This window comes from Streptomyces sp. SA15, assembly GCF_002291145.1.
GTDB lineage: Bacteria > Actinomycetota > Actinomycetes > Streptomycetales > Streptomycetaceae > Streptomyces.
The window spans coordinates 72,569-88,720 of sequence record NZ_NTGE01000042.1; the positions used below are offsets into that span (position 1 = coordinate 72,569).

Genomic DNA, 16,152 nt, shown 5'->3' on the forward strand with positions numbered 1-16,152 from the left:
CAGCTTGACTCACCCGGCGTACTCGGTGAGCAGGAGCGCGATGTCGTCCGCCCTGTCGGGGGACCGGCAGGCATCCCGCAGCAGCCCGTCGGCCAGATCCTCCAGGCGGCCGCTGCCCATGCGGGACAGTGAGGCCCGTAGCCGGTCGATGCCGGAACCGATGTCCGAGTCGCGCCTCTCGACCAGCCCGTCCGTGTACAGGGCGAGGACCGATCCGGGCGCGAGGCGCAGCTCCGACTCCGGATAGTCGGGCCTTGCCTCGACGCCGAGCGGAGGACCACCCGGCACATCCAGGATCTCGGCGTGTCCGTCGGGCAGGCGCAGCAGGGGCGGGCAGTGGCCCGCGCGGACGAGGCGCACGACCCCCGAGCGGGGATGGAGGCGGGCGTAGCAGCAGCTGGCGAGCAGCGTGGGGTCGAGGTCGAGATGGAGCCGGTTGGTGTCGGCGACGACGTCGGCCGGCCGGTGGCCGGCGGTGACGAAGGCCCGCATCGCGCTGCGCAGCTGGCCCATGGCGGCCGCGGCGGCGACGTTGTGTCCCTCTACGTCCCCGACGATCAGCGCGACCTCTTCGCCGACGGGGATGACGTCGTACCAGTCGCCGCCGATGTCCATCCCCCTGGTGCCCGGAAGATAGCGTCCCGTGACCCCAAGACCCGGCAGCGTGGGCAGCCGGTGCGGCAGCAGTGCGTTCTGCAGGCCGCGGGCGAGGGCGAATTCGGCGTCGTAGAGCCTGGCGCGTTCCAGGGCCTGGGCGATCAGGCCGCCCAGCGCGGTGAGGACGCCGCGCTCCTCGTCGGGGAACCTGTGGACGTCGTCGAAGCCGAGCATGCAGGCGCCGACCGGGCGGTTGGAGGCGATCAGCGGCAGGAACGCCCAGGACTTGGAATGTCCGACCAGGGTTCCGGGGTACGTCTTGAGGAGCTCCTCCCGGGACTCGACGAACAGGGGTGCACCGGAGGCCAGCGCATCCGTCACGGGCAGCCGGGCATACAGCGGGGTGCCTTCGAACCGGGCGAGAAAGCGCTTCGAGTAGCCGCGCTGCGCGAGCAGGCGCAGGCGCCGCTCCTCCACGACGGCGATCGCCAGCTTCTGGCCGCCGAAAGCGGGCAGCAACTGCTCGGCGACGGCGTCGAACACCTCCTGCGCGGTGACCGCCTCGGTGAGAGCGCTGCCCAACTGAAGCACCCGGTACAGGGAACCCAGGCGCGGGGCCGCGGGCGGAGGCGACAAGGAAACGGGCGGACCTTCCTGCGGGACGGGCTCCCCGGGCCCGGTCCCGGCAGGCACCGGCTGCCTGACGGGCGCCGCCCAGCCCGTCATGCCCTGCCCACCCGGATGCAGGGAGAAGACGAGCCACTCGTCGGGCGGGCGGCGGACCAGGAAGGAGACCGGCTGCTGGGAGACCACGGCGGCCCGGTAGCGGTCCTCGTACACGGGATCGGCCAGCCAGGGCAGCACGTCCCAGGGGCGCCTGCCGAGCAGTTCGTCCTGGCGGACCCGGAGCAGACTCTCCAGACTGTGGTTGGCGTAGGTGACACGTCCGTCCAGGGACAGCGCGAAGAAGCCGTCCGCGAGCCGTTCGAGCGCCGCCACGGCAGCCATGCCGCCTCCGGAGTCGAGCACGGCGCCGACCAGATGGGACGGCGCCCGCGGGTCGTGCGGGTGCTCGGGCACCCGGCCCCACAGCTCGACGGTGCGGAGCCCGCCACCGCCGTCCCGGATGCGCACGCAGTGCGCGAGCACGTGCCCCTCTTCGACCGCGGCGCGGGCGGCGGACCGGAAAGCTGGCAGATCCGCGGGCTCGATCCTGGCCGTCAGGGTGGCCGCCCGCCCGTCGAACTCACTGGGCGGGATGTCGAAGATCGCGCAGAGCTCGTCGTCGGCCGTGAGGGCTCCGGTGTCGAGGACCCAGTCGAACAGGCCCACCCGTATCACCGGAGCGGACGGCACCGGGACCACCACTGGAGCCGTCCGCTCGTCCCACTCGGTGAGCAGCCGACGGGCGCTCAGCCCGGCGAGGGCGGTGCCCAGACGGTCGGCCGCGGAGCGCAGCTGCCGGCGCTGCGCCCTCGACAGCCCCGTCCGGTCGGGCCCGGGCGTCCACAGCACCGCGATCGTTCCGAAGGTCCGCCCGCCCGCTCTGACGGGCACCGAGGCAGAACCGAACGGGTAGGGCACGGCGACCGAGAGCTGGGGGAAGCGCCGCATCGTCTCCTCCGCGTCGGCCAGATGGACCATGCGCCCTGAGCGGTACGCCTCCGCGACCGGGATACGGCTGTGCACCGGGATCCGACGCCACCCGCCCAACAGGGAGGGCGGTGTCCCGCACGCGGCGGCCAGCACGAGCGACTGACGGTCGCGGGAGAGCAGGAACACACTTCCGGCATGCGATCCGGTCACCTCCACCGCACTGACCACGGCGCTGACCAGCGCGTCGTCACGCTCGGGCGTTTCGCCGACACTCACGGCGCCGAACGGGTACGAGCTCGATGCCACACCGTTGGCCGACACGCTGCCCTCGATCATCCATGGAGGATTTGTTCCATTTTAGGGTGTCTTGCGGCAGGGGAGACCGGCCCGCCGATGGCGGGCCGTCCGCCGGGCTACTTCTCTGCCGCAGCCCGGTCCGGGGGCGGGCGGGGGCTTGTGCTGTCGAACCGGTTCGCCGGAACCTAGCACCGCCGGAAAAGGGCCGGCAATGCCTCCGACACGGATTCAACGGCGGTTTCCCGGAAGTGTGCGCAAGGTGTTGACAGCCACCCCGGCCACTCCTAACTTCCCTCCAGGCGAACCGGTTCGACAGTCGGCTCGCTCTCGAACCGGTTCGACGAAGGAGTGCCGTGAACATCGGTGAGATCGCCAAGCGGGCCGGTGTCTCGCGGAGCACCGTGTCCTACGCCCTCAGCGGCAAGCGCTCGGTCTCGGAGGAGACCCGTCGCAAGATCCAACAGGTCATCGACGAACTGGGCTACCGGCCCAACGCGAGCGCCCGTGCCCTGGCCAACGGCCGGACCAGCACCCTTGGTCTGGTCTTCCCGCCGGCCGGCAACCACTACACCGGAATGCAGCTGGACTTCATCGGCAGCGTGGTGGAGGCCGCGGCCGCCTACGACTACGACGTCCTGCTCTCGCCGAGCGGCATGGACAGCGACCGCTCGTTCCAGCGGCTGCTGGGCGAACGGCGGGTCGACGGCGCGATCCTGATGGAGATCAGGCTCCAGGACGACCGGGTCGACCACCTCGTCGCCGAGAAGTTCCCCGCCGTCTGCATCGGCCGCACCGCGCACCCGGACGGTGACTGGTGGGTCGGGCTGGATCACACCGCGCTGGTGGAGCGTTGCGTCCACCACCTCGCGGACCTGGGGCATCGCAGGATCGCCTTCGTGAACCGGCCCGAGCACCTGCTGCGGGCCGGCTACGAGTCGGCGCACCGCGGCCTCGACGGCTTCACCAAGGCCGCGGCCGAGCGCGGGCTCGCCGTACGCACGTACTGCTGCGGCGACGACGCTCCCTCGGGGCAGGCGTGCCTCGAACGGATCCTGCACGACGACCCGGCCACCACGGCGCTGGTCACCCTGAACGAGGCCGCGCTCGGCGGTCTGTACCGGGGTCTGGCTGTGGCGGGCCGCCATGTACCGCGCGATTTCTCCATCACGGGGGTCGTGGCCGGCCGGTGGGCGGAGACGGTGACCCCGCAGCTCACCGCGGCGGACGTACCGGCGGAGCAGATGGGGCGCCTCGCCGTCGAACTGCTCGTCGAGCGGCTCGACCACCCCGACGCGGCCCCCCGTCACCACCTCCTCGCACCGCCCATCTCCCTCCGTGCCAGCACCGGGCCCGCGCACCCCGGCCCCGCCGCTTGATCCCCTCGCACACCAGCAGCCGCTTCTCCTTCACCGGCCCGCTCGGCCGGCCACCTCCCGCCCGCTACTGCGGCATGCCCTTCTTCGGCATGCCTTGCCGAGATCAAAAAGGACCGCACCATGAACAGATCCACCGGACGGCGGCTCACCGCCGCGACGCTGACCGTCGTCGCCCTCGCCACCGGCACCACCGCATGCTCGTCCGACGGCAGCTCGTCGGCGAAGGGCGAGGACAGCGGCACCTACACCATCTGGGACCCCTACCCGCAGTTCGCCAAGGACTCGGCGTGGGCCAAGCTGCTGGACGGCTGCGGCAGCGAGGCCGGCGTGAAGATCGAGCGGACCGCCTTCGACACCAGCGACCTGACCAACAAGGCACTCCTCGCGGCACAGCAGGACAACTCGCCGGACGTGCTCATCGTCGACAACCCCGTGGTGTCGACCCTGGCGGAGGCCGGAGTCCTCACCACCACGGACGACACCGAGCTGGACACCTCCAAGGCCGACCCCAACCTGCTCGCGGCCGGCCAGTCGGGCGGGAAGACGTACGGCACCCCGATCGGCGCCAACACCCTCGCGCTCTACTACAACAAGGACGTCCTCAAGGCCGCGGGCGTCGACGTCGCCTCGATCAAGGACTGGAAGTCGCTGACGGCGGCGCTGGAGAAGGTGAAGAAGGCCGGTAAGAAGGGCATCACCTTCTCCGCAATCGGCACCGAGGAGGGCAGCTTCCAGTTCCTGCCGTGGTTCTGGGGCTCCGGCGCGAAGCTCACCGAACTCGACTCCGCCCAAGGCGCCTCGGCGCTGTCGCTGTGGACCGACTGGCTGGGGAAGGGCTACGCCCCCAACTCGGTCATCAACAACACCCAGACCACCAGCTGGCAGGAGTTCGCCAGCGGCGACTACGCCTTCGCCGAGAACGGCACCTGGCAGCTCGCGAACGCCGAGAAGGCCGGCTTCGACTACGGCGTCCTGCCCATACCGGCCTCCGGCGGGGGCAACGCGGCGGCCCCGACCGGCGGCGAGTTCGTCACCGTCCCCGTCCAGGGCGACACCGGCCGCTACACCACCGCACAGAAGCTGGTGACCTGCCTGACCAGCACCGAGAACCTCTACGCCACCGACACCACCCTGTCCTACGTGGCCCCCACCGCCGAGGTCCAGGACAAGCAGACAGCGTCCAACGCCGAGTTGAAGCCCTGGGTCGCGGCGGTCAAGGCGGCCAAGGGACGCACCAGCGACGACCTCGGCACCAAGTACCCCAAGATCTCCGAGCAGATGTGGAAGGCGGTCCAGTCCGCTCTCAGCGGGGCCAAGTCACCGAAGGACGCGCTCGCTTCGGCGCAGAGCGCGGTCAAGTGACGTGGGTCCGATGAAGCAGACGACACACCCGCCCGAACGCCGGCCCGCGCTCGACCGGAAGGGGGCGGCCGCCACCGCCCCGCTCCCGGCCCGCCCCGAGCCGAGGCGCCGCCCCACCTCCCAGCAGTGGGCGGCCTGGGCCTTCCTCACCCCGGTCACCCTTTACCTCATCCTCTTCTACGCCTATCCGCTGTACCGCAACCTCGACCTGAGCCTGCGCAATTACACCGTCCGTTCCTTCGTCCAGGGCGACGCGCCCTTCACCGGCCTCGCCAACTACCGGACCGTCTTCGACGACCCGACCTTCGGCCCGGCGCTGGTGCACACCGTGGTGTTCACCGCCGTCTGCCTGTTCTTCCAGTACGCCATCGGCCTGGCCCTGGCGGTCTTCTTCAACCAGCACTTCCGGCTCTCCGCGACCCTGCGCGCCCTGTTCCTCGTACCGTGGCTGCTGCCGCTGATCGTGTCGGCCTCCACCTGGTCGTGGATGCTCAACAGCGAATCGGGCGTCGTCAACGCCTTGTTGGGTGCCATCGGCATCGACTCGGTGGAGTGGCTCACCTCACCGTCGTGGTCACTCACCTCGGTGATCATCGCCAACATCTGGATCGGCGTCCCGTTCAACCTGGTCGTGCTCCACAGCGGCCTCCAGTCGATCCCCAGCAGCCTCTACGAAGCGGCCGCACTCGACGGTGCGAACGCCTGGCGACGCTTCTGGCACATCACCTTCCCGCTGCTGCGACCGGTCTCCGCCATCACCCTGCTGCTGGGCCTGGTCTACACGCTCAAGGTCTTCGACATCATCTGGATCATGACCAAGGGCGGCCCGGCCGACTCGTCCACCACCTTCGCCACCTGGTCCTACCGGCTCGGCTTCGGCAACCTGCTGCCCGCCTTCGGCCCCGGCGCGGCCGTCGGGAACCTGCTCGTCGTCGCCGCTGTCGTCTTCGGGCTGGTGTATCTGAGGGTCCAGCGAAAGCAGGCACTGTCGTGACCGGGACCGCCATGAACGCCTTGAACCGACGCAACCGTACGTGGTGGAAGACGGCCACGGGCCTCCTGCTCACCGCGGCCATGCTCTTCCCGGTCTACTGGATGCTCAACGTGTCCTTCACCCGCGACCAGGACATGCGCAAGAGCCCGCCGGACCTGTTCCCCGCGCACGGCACGCTGGAGGGCTACCGGGCAGTGCTGGACCAGCAGTTGCCCTACCTCGGTACCAGCCTCGTCATCGGCCTGGGCACCGTCGTCCTCACCGTGGCACTGTCCGCACCCGCCGGCTACGCGCTGGCCAAACTGCGCCCGCGCGGCGGCGGTGCGCTCAGCTTCCTCTTCCTGGTCGCCCAGATGATCCCCGGCATCATCATGGCGATGGGCTTCTACGCCATCTACCTCAGCCTCGGACTGCTCCAGTCGGTGCCCGGCCTGATCGTCGCCGACTCCACACTGGCCGTCCCCTTCGCGGTATTGATCTTCACCGCGTTCATGTCCGGCATCCCCGACGAACTGCTGCAGGCAGCGAAGACGGACGGAGCCGGGCCCCTGCGCACGTTCACCTCGATCGTGCTGCCCATGAGCCGCAACGCCGTCGTCACCGTGTCACTGTTCGCGTTCCTGTGGTCCTGGTCCGACTTCGTCTTCGCCAGCACTCTCGCGGGCGGCGGCGCACACGAGCCGATCACCCTCGGCATCTACCAGTACATCGGCAACAACAACCAGGAGTGGAACGCCATCATGGCCACCGCCGTCGTGGCCTCGCTGCCCGCCGCGGTGATCCTCGTCCTCGCCCAGCGCTACGTGGCCGCCGGCGTGACCGCCGGGGCTGTGAAGGACTGACGGACCCCTGAGAGCCTGTGTCACATCCCCTGCCGAAGAAACGAGTAGCCCTTCCATGACCGCCGCCCGACCCGGCCCGGCCTTCTCCCTCCACGACATCCCGTTCAGCACGCACGGTTCCTGGTTCGACATCTCCCCGGTCCTGGCGGAGAAGACGTACGCCGAAGACCTCCACCTGGTCTCCCACCAGAACGGCATGCACGCCGTCCTGCGCTTCGTACCGCTCGACGCCACGACGGGCGTCCGTGCCGAGACCCGAGTCTCGGCGACACCGAGTCTGCTCACCTGGAACCACGAGAGCGGGCGCATCGACCTCGCCTACGAGGCGCCGGACACCGTACGCCTGCGCGGGGCAGGGCCGGGCCTGCGCATCGGCGCGGCGGCACGGACCCTGACGCCGTTCACGGGCACGTACTTCTTCCGTGACCCGGCGGACGGAGGGTATGTGTTCACCTCGTACGAGACCGGGCGCCGCTACCGGGTCACCGCCCTGTCGGGCGTCGTGCGCGACACCGCCGGCAGCCAGGCCCTGGGCAGTGCCGACCGCGGCCTGACGATCACCGCGGACGCCGACGGAACCTGGGAGGCCGCCATCGAGGAGTTCCACAGCGGACGCCGCCCCTACATCGCCGGGACGACGTTCGGCGAGGTCGTGGCCGCGGCGGAGCGGGCCTTCGCCGGCTTCGCCGACGCGGTGGCCCCCTGGCGGTCCTCCCGTACACCGGCCGCCGAACTCGCCGCGTATGTCCTGTGGTCGGCGACGGTCGACCCGGCAGGTCTCGTCACCCGGCCGGCGGTGCTGATGTCCAAGCACTGGATGGACAAGGTATGGAGCTGGGACCACTGCTTCAACGCCCTCGCCCTGGCGCCGGGAGCGCCCGCGCTGGCCTGGGACCAGTTCTCGCTGCCGTTCGACCACCAGGACGAGAGCGGGGCCCTGCCCGACTCGGTGACCCACTCGGAGGTCCTGCACAACTTCGTCAAACCCCCCATCCACGGCTGGACCCTCTCCCACCTGCGCAGCCGCCTGCCCGAACCCCTCGACCGCACCGAACTCGCCGACACCTACGACCGGTTGAGACGCTGGACGGACTTCTGGCTCACCGTGCGCCGCGCACCGGACGCCGCCCTGCCCCACTACCAGCACGGCAACGACAGCGGCTGGGACAACGCCACGAGCTTCGACCCCGAACGCGCCGTCGTCACCGCCGACCTGGCCGCGTTCCTCGTCCTCCAACTGCGCGAACTCGCCGCCCTGGCAACGCAACTCGGTCGCACCGACGACGCCCGGGGCTGGACGCGCACCGCGGAGGCGACCCAGGCGGCCATGCTCGACGAGCTGTGGACGGGGGAGCGGTTCGTCGCCCGAGGCGCCGACAGCGGGGAGACATGGGGCAGCTCCAGCCTGCTCGACCTGATGCCCATCGCGTTGGGCGAGCACCTGCCCGAGAACATCGCAAAGACCCTGGCCGCCCGGATCGAGGCCCACCTGACCCCGTACGGACTGGCCACCGAACTGCCCACCTCACCGCACTACCGCCCCGACGGCTACTGGCGCGGCCCGATCTGGGCGCCCGCCACCGTCCTCGTCGAGGACGGCCTGCGCCGCGCCGGCCACCACCGCCTCGCCGACGAGATCAGCACCCGCTTCCTGGCCCTGTGCGAAACCCACGGCTTCGCCGAGAACTTCGACGCTCTCACCGGCACCGGCCTGCGCGACCGCGCCTACACCTGGACCGCCAGCGGGTACCTTCTCCTCGCCGAGGCGTACGAACTCCGGCACGCAGCACCTGCCGTACGGACCGGACAATGAGAGACGACGTGGACGCGGTGGCCTCGCCCACTCAGTCGTGAGTCTGCCCACCAATCGGGTGCCGGAGCCGCTGGACGCCGTGGCCCCTGCACGTCGTGGCGGGCCGGGTGCCCAACCCACAGGAGCTGTTACGGATGCGTTCCAAACTCTTGACGCGCAGCGTCTGACTGCGTAGACATGACAGCGCAGTCATAAGGCTGAGATCATCGGAGATCCAGCAAGCGGCCAGCAGGAGATGCCATGACGCGACCGGTAGGACGGGGCGGGAGTTCCGCCGCGCCGCGCAGTGTGGATGTGGCCCGGCTGGCGGGGGTGTCGCAGAAGACGGTGTCGCGGGTCTTCAACGACGAGCAGTACGTCTCCGCCGAAGTGCGCCGACGCGTGCTCGAAGCCGCTGAAGAGCTGGGCTACCGGCTGAACAACGCAGCCCGGGCGCTGGCCTCCGGACGGACGCGTTCCATCGGCGTGGTGACACTGGGGACGGCCTTGTACGGGCCCGCCTCGCTGCTCATGGGCATCGAACGGGCCGCCCGGGACACGGGATACGCGCTCCGTGTCGTCAACACGCTGGAAGGCGACCCGGGCGGTATAGCCGGTGCCGTGGAGTCACTGCTCGAACAGGGCGTGGACGGCATCGTCATCTCCGAGCCGATCGACGAGGGCATCGACGAGCCAGAGGTCTCCATCCATGTCGACGTACCGGTCCTCGTCCTCGGTGCGCCACCGGCCTTCGCCGGGCCCCGGGTGGTGACCGCAGGCGTCGGCGCCGACCTGCTCGCACGGGCCGCCACCGAGCATCTGCTCGAGCTGGGACACGTGACGGTTCATCATCTGGCCGGTCCGCGGCGGTGGTTCGCCGCCAGGGATCGGCTGGAAGGATGGCGAGCGGCGCTGGCGGCACACGGCAGAACCGAACCGCCTGTCGTCGAGGGCGACTGGTCGGCCTCGTCGGGGTACGCGGCAGGCCGCGAACTGGCTGCTGACCGCGACGTGACCGCGGTGTTCGCCGCGAACGACGACATGGCCATCGGTCTGGTCCGTGCGCTGACCGAAGCCGGCCGGCGCGTGCCGGACGACGTGAGCGTCGTCGGTTTCGACGACATCCCGGTCGCCGCCTACGTCAACCCTCCCTTGACCACGGTGCGTCAGCCCTTCGACGCCGTGGCGCAGACGGGACTCAAGCTCCTCGTGCATGCCATCGAGAACCCGCAGGCAGAACCCTTACTGGCGAGCGACCCACCGGTCGAACTCGTCGTCCGCACCTCGACCGCGCCCCCGCCGACCCTCCGCCCCGGCCGACCCCGGGACGTGGGCGACGCGTGACCTCCCGCCCCTGTGGCAGCCCACACGAACCTCCTGACTCAGACCTTGGCCCACCAACCCGCCGCTGATCAGCGCAGACCGGCCCGAGACACACCGCTCGTGGCCGGGCCGTGACCCCGGGGCAGATCGCCGCACCAGCCACTGCTCGGTTCGTTCCGTTCTGTTCCCACCGACCGTGCCCCCGGCCCCCCGTTCGCCCCGGACGACCCCGGGACCCCCGGGACGCTGGTGGCGCTCTATCAGCGGCCCCTTAGCCGGGGTTGCCGCACCGCTCTCTGCTCCGTCCCGCACCCGTACGGCAGCCGCCCCGCATCGGGCCGGCTCGTGTGGCGTGCGCCGGTCGCAGTCCGCGAGGACGTGCACCCGAACGTGCCGACCTCGATGCCCCAGGTGCCTCAGCCCCACTGCCTCAGTAGTCGCAGCAAGGCTTCTCCTCATCCCTGACCGGTGCGCCATCGCCAGGCGCGCCGTCGTCTTCGCCCATCGGCGGGAGCTCACCATGCCCAGATCCTTCACCAGCCACGCCCACATAGGCCGTCGGACCCTTCTCACCACCGCGGGAGCCGTGTCACTGAGCACCGCGCTGTCCGCATGCGGCGGCAGTGGCGGCACCGGCGATTCGTCCGCTTCCGCCAAGCCGGTCAGTCAGGCCGACATCGACAAGGCGATGAAGACGCCGACCGAGCTGACGTTCTGGACGTGGGTCCCGGACATCCAGCAGGAGGTCGCGCTCTTCCAGAAGAAGTACCCGGCCATCAAGGTCAAGGTCGTCAACGCCGGCCAGGGCGTCGCGCACTACACCAAGCTGCGCACGGCGCTGAAAGCCAGCAAGGGCGCGCCGGACGTGGTGCAGATCGAGTACCAGGCCATCCCGACGTTCACGATCACGGACAGCCTGCTGGACCTGCGGCCGTACGGCGCCGCCGAGTTGAAGGACACGTTCGTCGACTGGACGTGGGGGCAGGTCAGCGGCCCGAACGGCGAGGTCTGGGCGATCCCTCAGGACACCGGCCCGATGGGCATGCTGTACCGGCAGGACATCTTCGACGAGTACGGGATCGAACCGCCGAAGACCTGGGACGAGTTCGCCGCCGCGGCCCGTAAGCTGCACAAGGCCAACCCGAGGATCTACCTGACCAACCTCGCGGGGAACGAGGCCGCCGCCTGGCACGGCCTGCTGTGGCAGGCGGGTGCCGAGCCGTACGCGGCCTCCGGCAAGGGCAACGTCTCCGTCAACGTCAACGACGAGACGTCCAGGAAGCTGGCGGCGTACTGGGGCGGGCTCGCACAGGACGGAGTCATCAGCGCCGACCCGGACTTCACCGACGCCTGGTACGCCGGCCTCAACCAGGGCAAGTACGCCACCTGGCTCACCGCGGCGTGGGGGCCGGTCTTCCTCTCCGGTTCGGCCAAGTCGACCGCGGGTAAGTGGCGGGCGGCCCCGCTGCCGCAGTGGGACGCCGCCAAGCCGAGCTCGGGCAACTGGGGCGGTTCGACGAGCGCGGTCGTCAAAGCGACCGAGAACCCGATCGCGGCGGCGCAGTTCGCGCAGTTCCTCAACAGCGACCCCGCCAGCGCGAAGCTGTTCGCCACCAAGCAGTCCTTCTTCCCGGCGACGAAGTCGCTGCTCGCGGACCCCGGCTTCGTCGGTGACGCGCCCGCCTTCTACGGCGGTCAGAAGGTCAACCAGGTGTTCGCGGACGTCAGCGAGACGGTCAGTCCCGACTTCCAGTGGCCGCCGTTCCTCGACCAGGTGGTGACGGACTGGACCGAGACCGTCGGCAAGTCCCTCGCCAAGAAGACCGACACCGTCGGTGCGCTCGACCAGTGGCAGAAGCGGATCACGACATACGCCAAGAGCCAGGGCTTCACCGTCAAGGGTGCCCAATGACGAATCAGCTGCTCCGTGGCGGGCGCCGCCGTCCGGGCGGTGCGGCAGGACCGCTCTTCGTCGCACCGTTCATGGTGCTCTTCCTCCTGCTCTTCCTCGCCCCGCTCGGCTATGCCGCCTACATCAGCCTGTTCCAGGAGAGGCTCATCGGCGGGACGGCGTTCGTGGGCCTCGACAACTATGTGACGGCCCTCAAGGACCCGCTGCTGCGGGAAGGCGTGCTGCGGGTCGCGATGTTCTTCGTGGTCCAGGTCCCTGTGATGCTGGTCCTGGCGCTGCTCTTCGCGCTCGCCCTCGACAGCGGCCTGCTGCGCCTCGCGCGCGTGATCCGGCTGGGCATCTTCGTCCCGTACGCCGTCCCGAGCGTGGTCGCCACGCTCATGTGGGGCTACCTCTACGGGCCGGACTTCGGCCCCTTCGCCCAACTGAGCGAGAAGCTGGACCTGCCGGCTCCGCACTTCCTCAGCGACGGCTGGATGCTCGGCAGCCTGGCGAACATCGTGACCTGGGAGTTCGTCGGCTACAACATGATCATCCTGTACGCCGCACTGCGGACCGTCCCCGACGAGCTGTACGAGGCGGCCGCGCTGGACGGGGCGGGTTCGTGGCGGATCGCCTGGTCGATCAAGATTCCCGCACTGCGGCCGGCGCTGATGCTCACGCTGCTGTTCTCCGTGATCGGCAGCTTCCAGCTGTTCAACGAGCCGAAACTGCTGCAGAGCATCGCCCCGGACGTCATCGACAGTTCGTACACCGCCAACCTCTACGCCTACACGCTCGCCTTCACCGGCCAGCAGGTCAATTACGCGGCGGCGGTCTCCTTCCTCCTGGGACTGGTCATCGTGATCGTCTCCTACGCCGTCCTGCTCACCGCGAACCGCAGGAGGACCGCGTGACCACCTCCGTGGCTCCCACCTCCACGCCCCCGAGCGCCCCGACGACCGGACGGCCACGCACGGCACGCAACAACCGGCGCCGCCCGTCGTCGTCGCGTCGCCGCAGCACCCCGCTGACGATCGTCATGCTGGCCGTCCTGGCCTACTTCCTCCTGCCGCTGCTGTGGCTGCTCGTCGCCACCACCAAGAGCACCCAGGATCTGATCAACACGTTCGGGCTGTGGTTCTCCCGCGCTCCGCAACTACTGACGAACATCCGCCAGACCCTCACCCACGACGACGGAATCTTCCTGCACTGGCTGCTCAACACCGTCCTGTACTCGGTCGGCAGCGCGCTCGGGGCCGCGCTGCTGGCGGCCGCGGCGGGGTACGGGTTCGCTAGGTTCCGGTTCCGCGGCGACAACGCCGCCTTCAACCTCGTACTCGGCGCCATCATGGTCCCCACCACCGCCCTGGCCATCCCCACCTATCTGCTCTTCGCGAAGGTGGAGCTGGTCAACACCCCCTGGGCCATCGTCCTGCCCTCGCTCGTCAGCCCCTTCGGCCTGTACCTCATGCGCGTCTACGCACAGGACGCCGTCCCCGACAGCCTGCTGGAGGCCGCCCGCATGGACGGCGCGGGGGAGGCACGGATCTTCTTCCGGATCGCGCTGCGGCTGCTGGCACCGGGCCTGGTCACCGTCGTGCTCTTCACCCTCGTGGCGACCTGGAACAACTACTTCCTGCCGCTGATCATGCTCAACGACCCGAGCCTGTACCCCATCACGGTCGGGCTCTCCTCCTGGGCCGCCCAGGCCCAGAACGGCGGAGCCAGCGCCAGCAGCGACATGCTCGCGCTCGTCGTGACCGGATCCCTGCTCTCGATCATCCCGCTCGTCATCGCCTTCCTCCTGCTCCAGCGGTACTGGCAGAGCGGCCTGGCCACCGGCGGCGTCAAGCAGTAACACCCCCACTTGATCTCCTCTTGCTCTTCTCCGGAGGTTCCTTCATGGCGGTTCTGCCCGCCCGCGTCCTCTTCGGCGCCGCGTACTACCACGAGTACACGCCCGCCTACGATCCCGAGTCGGAGCCCGACGAACGGCTGAAGACCGACCTCGATCTGATGGCCCAGGCCAACTTCACCGTGATCCGGGTCGGCGAGTCGGTCTGGTCGACCTGGGAGCCCGAGAACGGACGGTTCGACCTCGACTGGCTCCAGCCGGTGCTCGACGGCGCCCACGAACGCGGCATCTCCGTCATCCTCGGCACGCCCACGTACGCCGTACCCCCGTGGCTTGCCCGCCAGTACCCGGAGATCACGGCAGAGCACGCCACCGGACAGCGCCTCGGCTGGGGCGCCCGCCAGGAGGCCGACTTCACCCACCCCGCGTTCCGGTTCCACGCCGAGCGGGTGATCCGCAAGATGGCCGCCCGGTACGCCGACCACCCGGCGGTCATCGGATGGCAGGTGGACAACGAGCCGGGCCTGCACCTCTTCCACAACCACGGTGTCTTCCAGCGCTTCGTCGACCACCTGCGCGAGAAGTACGGCGACGTCGAGACCCTCAACCGCGAATGGGGCCTGGTGTATTGGTCCCATCGCCTCTCCACCTGGGCCGACCTGTGGACGCCGGACGGCAACGAGCAGCCCCAGTACGACGTCGCCTGGCGGGAGTTCCAGGCCCGGCAGGTCACGGAGTTCATCGGCTGGCAGGCCGACATCGTCCGCGAGTACGCCCGGCCCGAGCACTTCGTCACCACCTGCATCTCCTACACCCGCCGCGGGGTGGAGGACGACGAGATGACCGACCGCCTCGACATCGCCTCGGGCAACCCGTACTACGACATGCAGGACGGCCTCGCGCTGCCCGACCCGACGCCCGAGGACCACGAGCAGATCTGGAAGACCACCGGCGTCTGGGCGATGTACCAGACCGCGGACTGGATGTTCTCCTCGCGTCAGGAGCCGTTCCTGGTCACCGAGACCAACGCGAACTCCATCGGTTTCCCGTGGGACAACCGCCCCGGATACGACGGCCAGTGGCGGCAGACCGCCTGGGCGCATGTCGCGCGCGGGGCGCGGATGATCGAGTACTGGCAGTGGCAGACGCTGCGGTTCGGCGCGGAGACCTACTGGGGCGGGGTCCTGCCGCACAGCGGCCGGCCGGGCCGTACGTTTGCCGAAATCGCCCGCCTGGGTGAGGAGTTCGAGGCCGCCGGACCGCTCGTCGCAGGCCTCGAACCGGACGCCGACATCGCGATGGTCTACTCGATGCCGAGCAAGTGGCTGATGCAGAAGTACCCCCCGCTCCCGACCCCCGACGGCGACCCTGACGCCGCCGCCTACCACCGGTTCTTCGACCCCTTCTACCGCGGTGCCTTCGACGCCGGCCGCCAGGTGCGGATCATCCACGCCCGGCAGCTGCACGACCCGCGTGGCATGGGGGTCCCCCCGGCCGAAGGCTGGGGGAGGGAGGGCATGACCCCCGAGGAGACCGTACGACGCCACCCCGTCCTCGTCGCCCCCGCCCTGTACGTCGTCGACGACACGACGGTCGACTGGCTGGAGGCCTACGCCCGAGCGGGCGGCCACCTCGTCCTCGGTCCGCGCACCGCGTACGCCGACCACGAGGCCCGGGCACGCCACGAGCCGGCACCGGGACGGCTGGTCGAGGCCGCGGGCGTCCACTACGACGAGTTCAGCAATCTCCTCCACGACGTCCCGCTCCGTGCCGTACCCGGCGGCCCGCTCCAGCTGCCGGCGAACGCGACCGCGACCCGCTGGATCGACGGCCTCACGGTCACCGACGCCGAGGTGCTCGTCACGTACGACCACCCGCACTTCGGCCGCTGGCCCGCGGTCACCACCCGCCGCCACGGCGCCGGCCGCGTCACCTGCGTCGGCACCGTCCCCGGCCGCGACCTCGCCCAGTCGCTGGCCGCCTGGATGGCACCGGAGCCCCGCAGGTCGTGGCGGGACCTCCCGGCGTCCGTCACCGCGACGACCGGCACGTCTCCCGACGGTCGCCGCGTCCACATCGTCCACAACTGGAGCTGGGAGCCCGCGAGCGTCCCCGCCCCGATGGACCTCTCCGACGCCCTCAACGGCACATCCGTCCCCGCGGGCACTGGGCTGGACCTCGGCGCCTGGGACGTACGCGTGCTCGTTCAGTCGAACACCTGAGC

11 protein-coding genes are annotated in these 16,152 nt (G+C 70.0%); 10 read left to right on the top strand and 1 reads right to left on the bottom strand.

The genetic code is table 11. The annotated features are described in order from the left end of the window. Positions 1–9: 9 nt before the first annotated feature. A complete protein-coding gene (locus CLM62_RS07855; RefSeq protein WP_095749129.1) occupies positions 10–2,529 on the bottom strand; it encodes a SpoIIE family protein phosphatase in 2,520 nt (839 codons plus the stop codon). 314 nt (positions 2,530–2,843) lie between these two features. Here CLM62_RS07855 and CLM62_RS07860 point away from each other — a divergent pair, with 314 nt between their 5' ends. The 10 genes from CLM62_RS07860 (at position 2,844) to CLM62_RS07905 (ending at position 16,150) form a co-directional block, all read left to right on the top strand. Next, on the top strand, positions 2,844–3,866 hold the full coding sequence (locus CLM62_RS07860) for a LacI family DNA-binding transcriptional regulator (RefSeq protein ID WP_095749130.1): 1,023 nt from the start codon (positions 2,844–2,846) through the stop codon (positions 3,864–3,866). Positions 3,867–3,986: 120 nt separating this feature from the next. Further along, positions 3,987–5,228: an extracellular solute-binding protein gene (locus CLM62_RS07865; protein ID WP_095749131.1), complete on the top strand. Its 1,242-nt coding sequence runs from the start codon at positions 3,987–3,989 to the stop codon at positions 5,226–5,228. Positions 5,229–5,238: 10 nt separating this feature from the next. Then, positions 5,239–6,222 carry a carbohydrate ABC transporter permease gene (locus tag CLM62_RS07870; RefSeq protein WP_095749181.1) on the top strand — a complete coding sequence of 328 codons (984 nt, stop codon included), beginning with the start codon at positions 5,239–5,241 and terminating at the stop codon, positions 6,220–6,222. Between the two features lie 11 nt (positions 6,223–6,233). Further along, positions 6,234–7,064 (top strand): carbohydrate ABC transporter permease, encoded by an 831-nt coding sequence (locus CLM62_RS07875; RefSeq protein WP_179381997.1) that lies wholly within the window; start codon positions 6,234–6,236, stop codon positions 7,062–7,064. Between the two features lie 55 nt (positions 7,065–7,119). After that, a complete protein-coding gene (locus CLM62_RS07880; RefSeq protein WP_095749132.1) occupies positions 7,120–8,877 on the top strand; it encodes an amylo-alpha-1,6-glucosidase in 1,758 nt (585 codons plus the stop codon). A 240-nt stretch (positions 8,878–9,117) separates the two neighbouring features. Then, positions 9,118–10,200: a LacI family DNA-binding transcriptional regulator gene (locus tag CLM62_RS07885; protein ID WP_095749133.1), complete on the top strand. Its 1,083-nt coding sequence runs from the start codon at positions 9,118–9,120 to the stop codon at positions 10,198–10,200. A 499-nt stretch (positions 10,201–10,699) separates the two neighbouring features. Next, positions 10,700–12,091: an ABC transporter substrate-binding protein gene (locus CLM62_RS07890; RefSeq protein ID WP_095749134.1), complete on the top strand. Its 1,392-nt coding sequence runs from the start codon at positions 10,700–10,702 to the stop codon at positions 12,089–12,091. Beyond that, a complete protein-coding gene (locus tag CLM62_RS07895; RefSeq protein WP_095749135.1) occupies positions 12,088–12,987 on the top strand; it encodes a carbohydrate ABC transporter permease in 900 nt (299 codons plus the stop codon). Before CLM62_RS07890 ends, CLM62_RS07895 begins: the two co-directional genes overlap by 4 nt. Then, positions 12,984–13,931 (top strand): carbohydrate ABC transporter permease, encoded by a 948-nt coding sequence (locus CLM62_RS07900; RefSeq protein WP_373559120.1) that lies wholly within the window; start codon positions 12,984–12,986, stop codon positions 13,929–13,931. The genes CLM62_RS07895 and CLM62_RS07900 overlap by 4 nt, the downstream gene beginning before the upstream one ends. Positions 13,932–13,975: 44 nt before the next feature. Next, entirely contained in the window at positions 13,976–16,150 is a 2,175-nt protein-coding gene (locus CLM62_RS07905) for a beta-galactosidase (RefSeq protein ID WP_095749184.1), read from the top strand. Positions 16,151–16,152 lie beyond the last annotated feature (2 nt).

Excerpts from the sequence above, each read along its gene's own strand:
- CLM62_RS07855 (WP_095749129.1), bottom strand. The coding sequence starts at position 2,529 with ATGATCGAGGGCAGCGTGTCGGCCAACGGTGTGGCATCGAGCTCGTAC.
- CLM62_RS07865 (WP_095749131.1), top strand. The coding sequence starts at position 3,987 with ATGAACAGATCCACCGGACGGCGGCTCACCGCCGCGACGCTGACCGTC.
- CLM62_RS07870 (WP_095749181.1), top strand. The coding sequence starts at position 5,239 with ATGAAGCAGACGACACACCCGCCCGAACGCCGGCCCGCGCTCGACCGG.
- CLM62_RS07875 (WP_179381997.1), top strand. The coding sequence starts at position 6,234 with ATGAACGCCTTGAACCGACGCAACCGTACGTGGTGGAAGACGGCCACG.
- CLM62_RS07880 (WP_095749132.1), top strand. The coding sequence starts at position 7,120 with ATGACCGCCGCCCGACCCGGCCCGGCCTTCTCCCTCCACGACATCCCG.
- CLM62_RS07885 (WP_095749133.1), top strand. The coding sequence starts at position 9,118 with ATGACGCGACCGGTAGGACGGGGCGGGAGTTCCGCCGCGCCGCGCAGT.
- CLM62_RS07890 (WP_095749134.1), top strand. The coding sequence starts at position 10,700 with ATGCCCAGATCCTTCACCAGCCACGCCCACATAGGCCGTCGGACCCTT.
- CLM62_RS07895 (WP_095749135.1), top strand. The coding sequence starts at position 12,088 with ATGACGAATCAGCTGCTCCGTGGCGGGCGCCGCCGTCCGGGCGGTGCG.
- CLM62_RS07905 (WP_095749184.1), top strand. The coding sequence starts at position 13,976 with ATGGCGGTTCTGCCCGCCCGCGTCCTCTTCGGCGCCGCGTACTACCAC.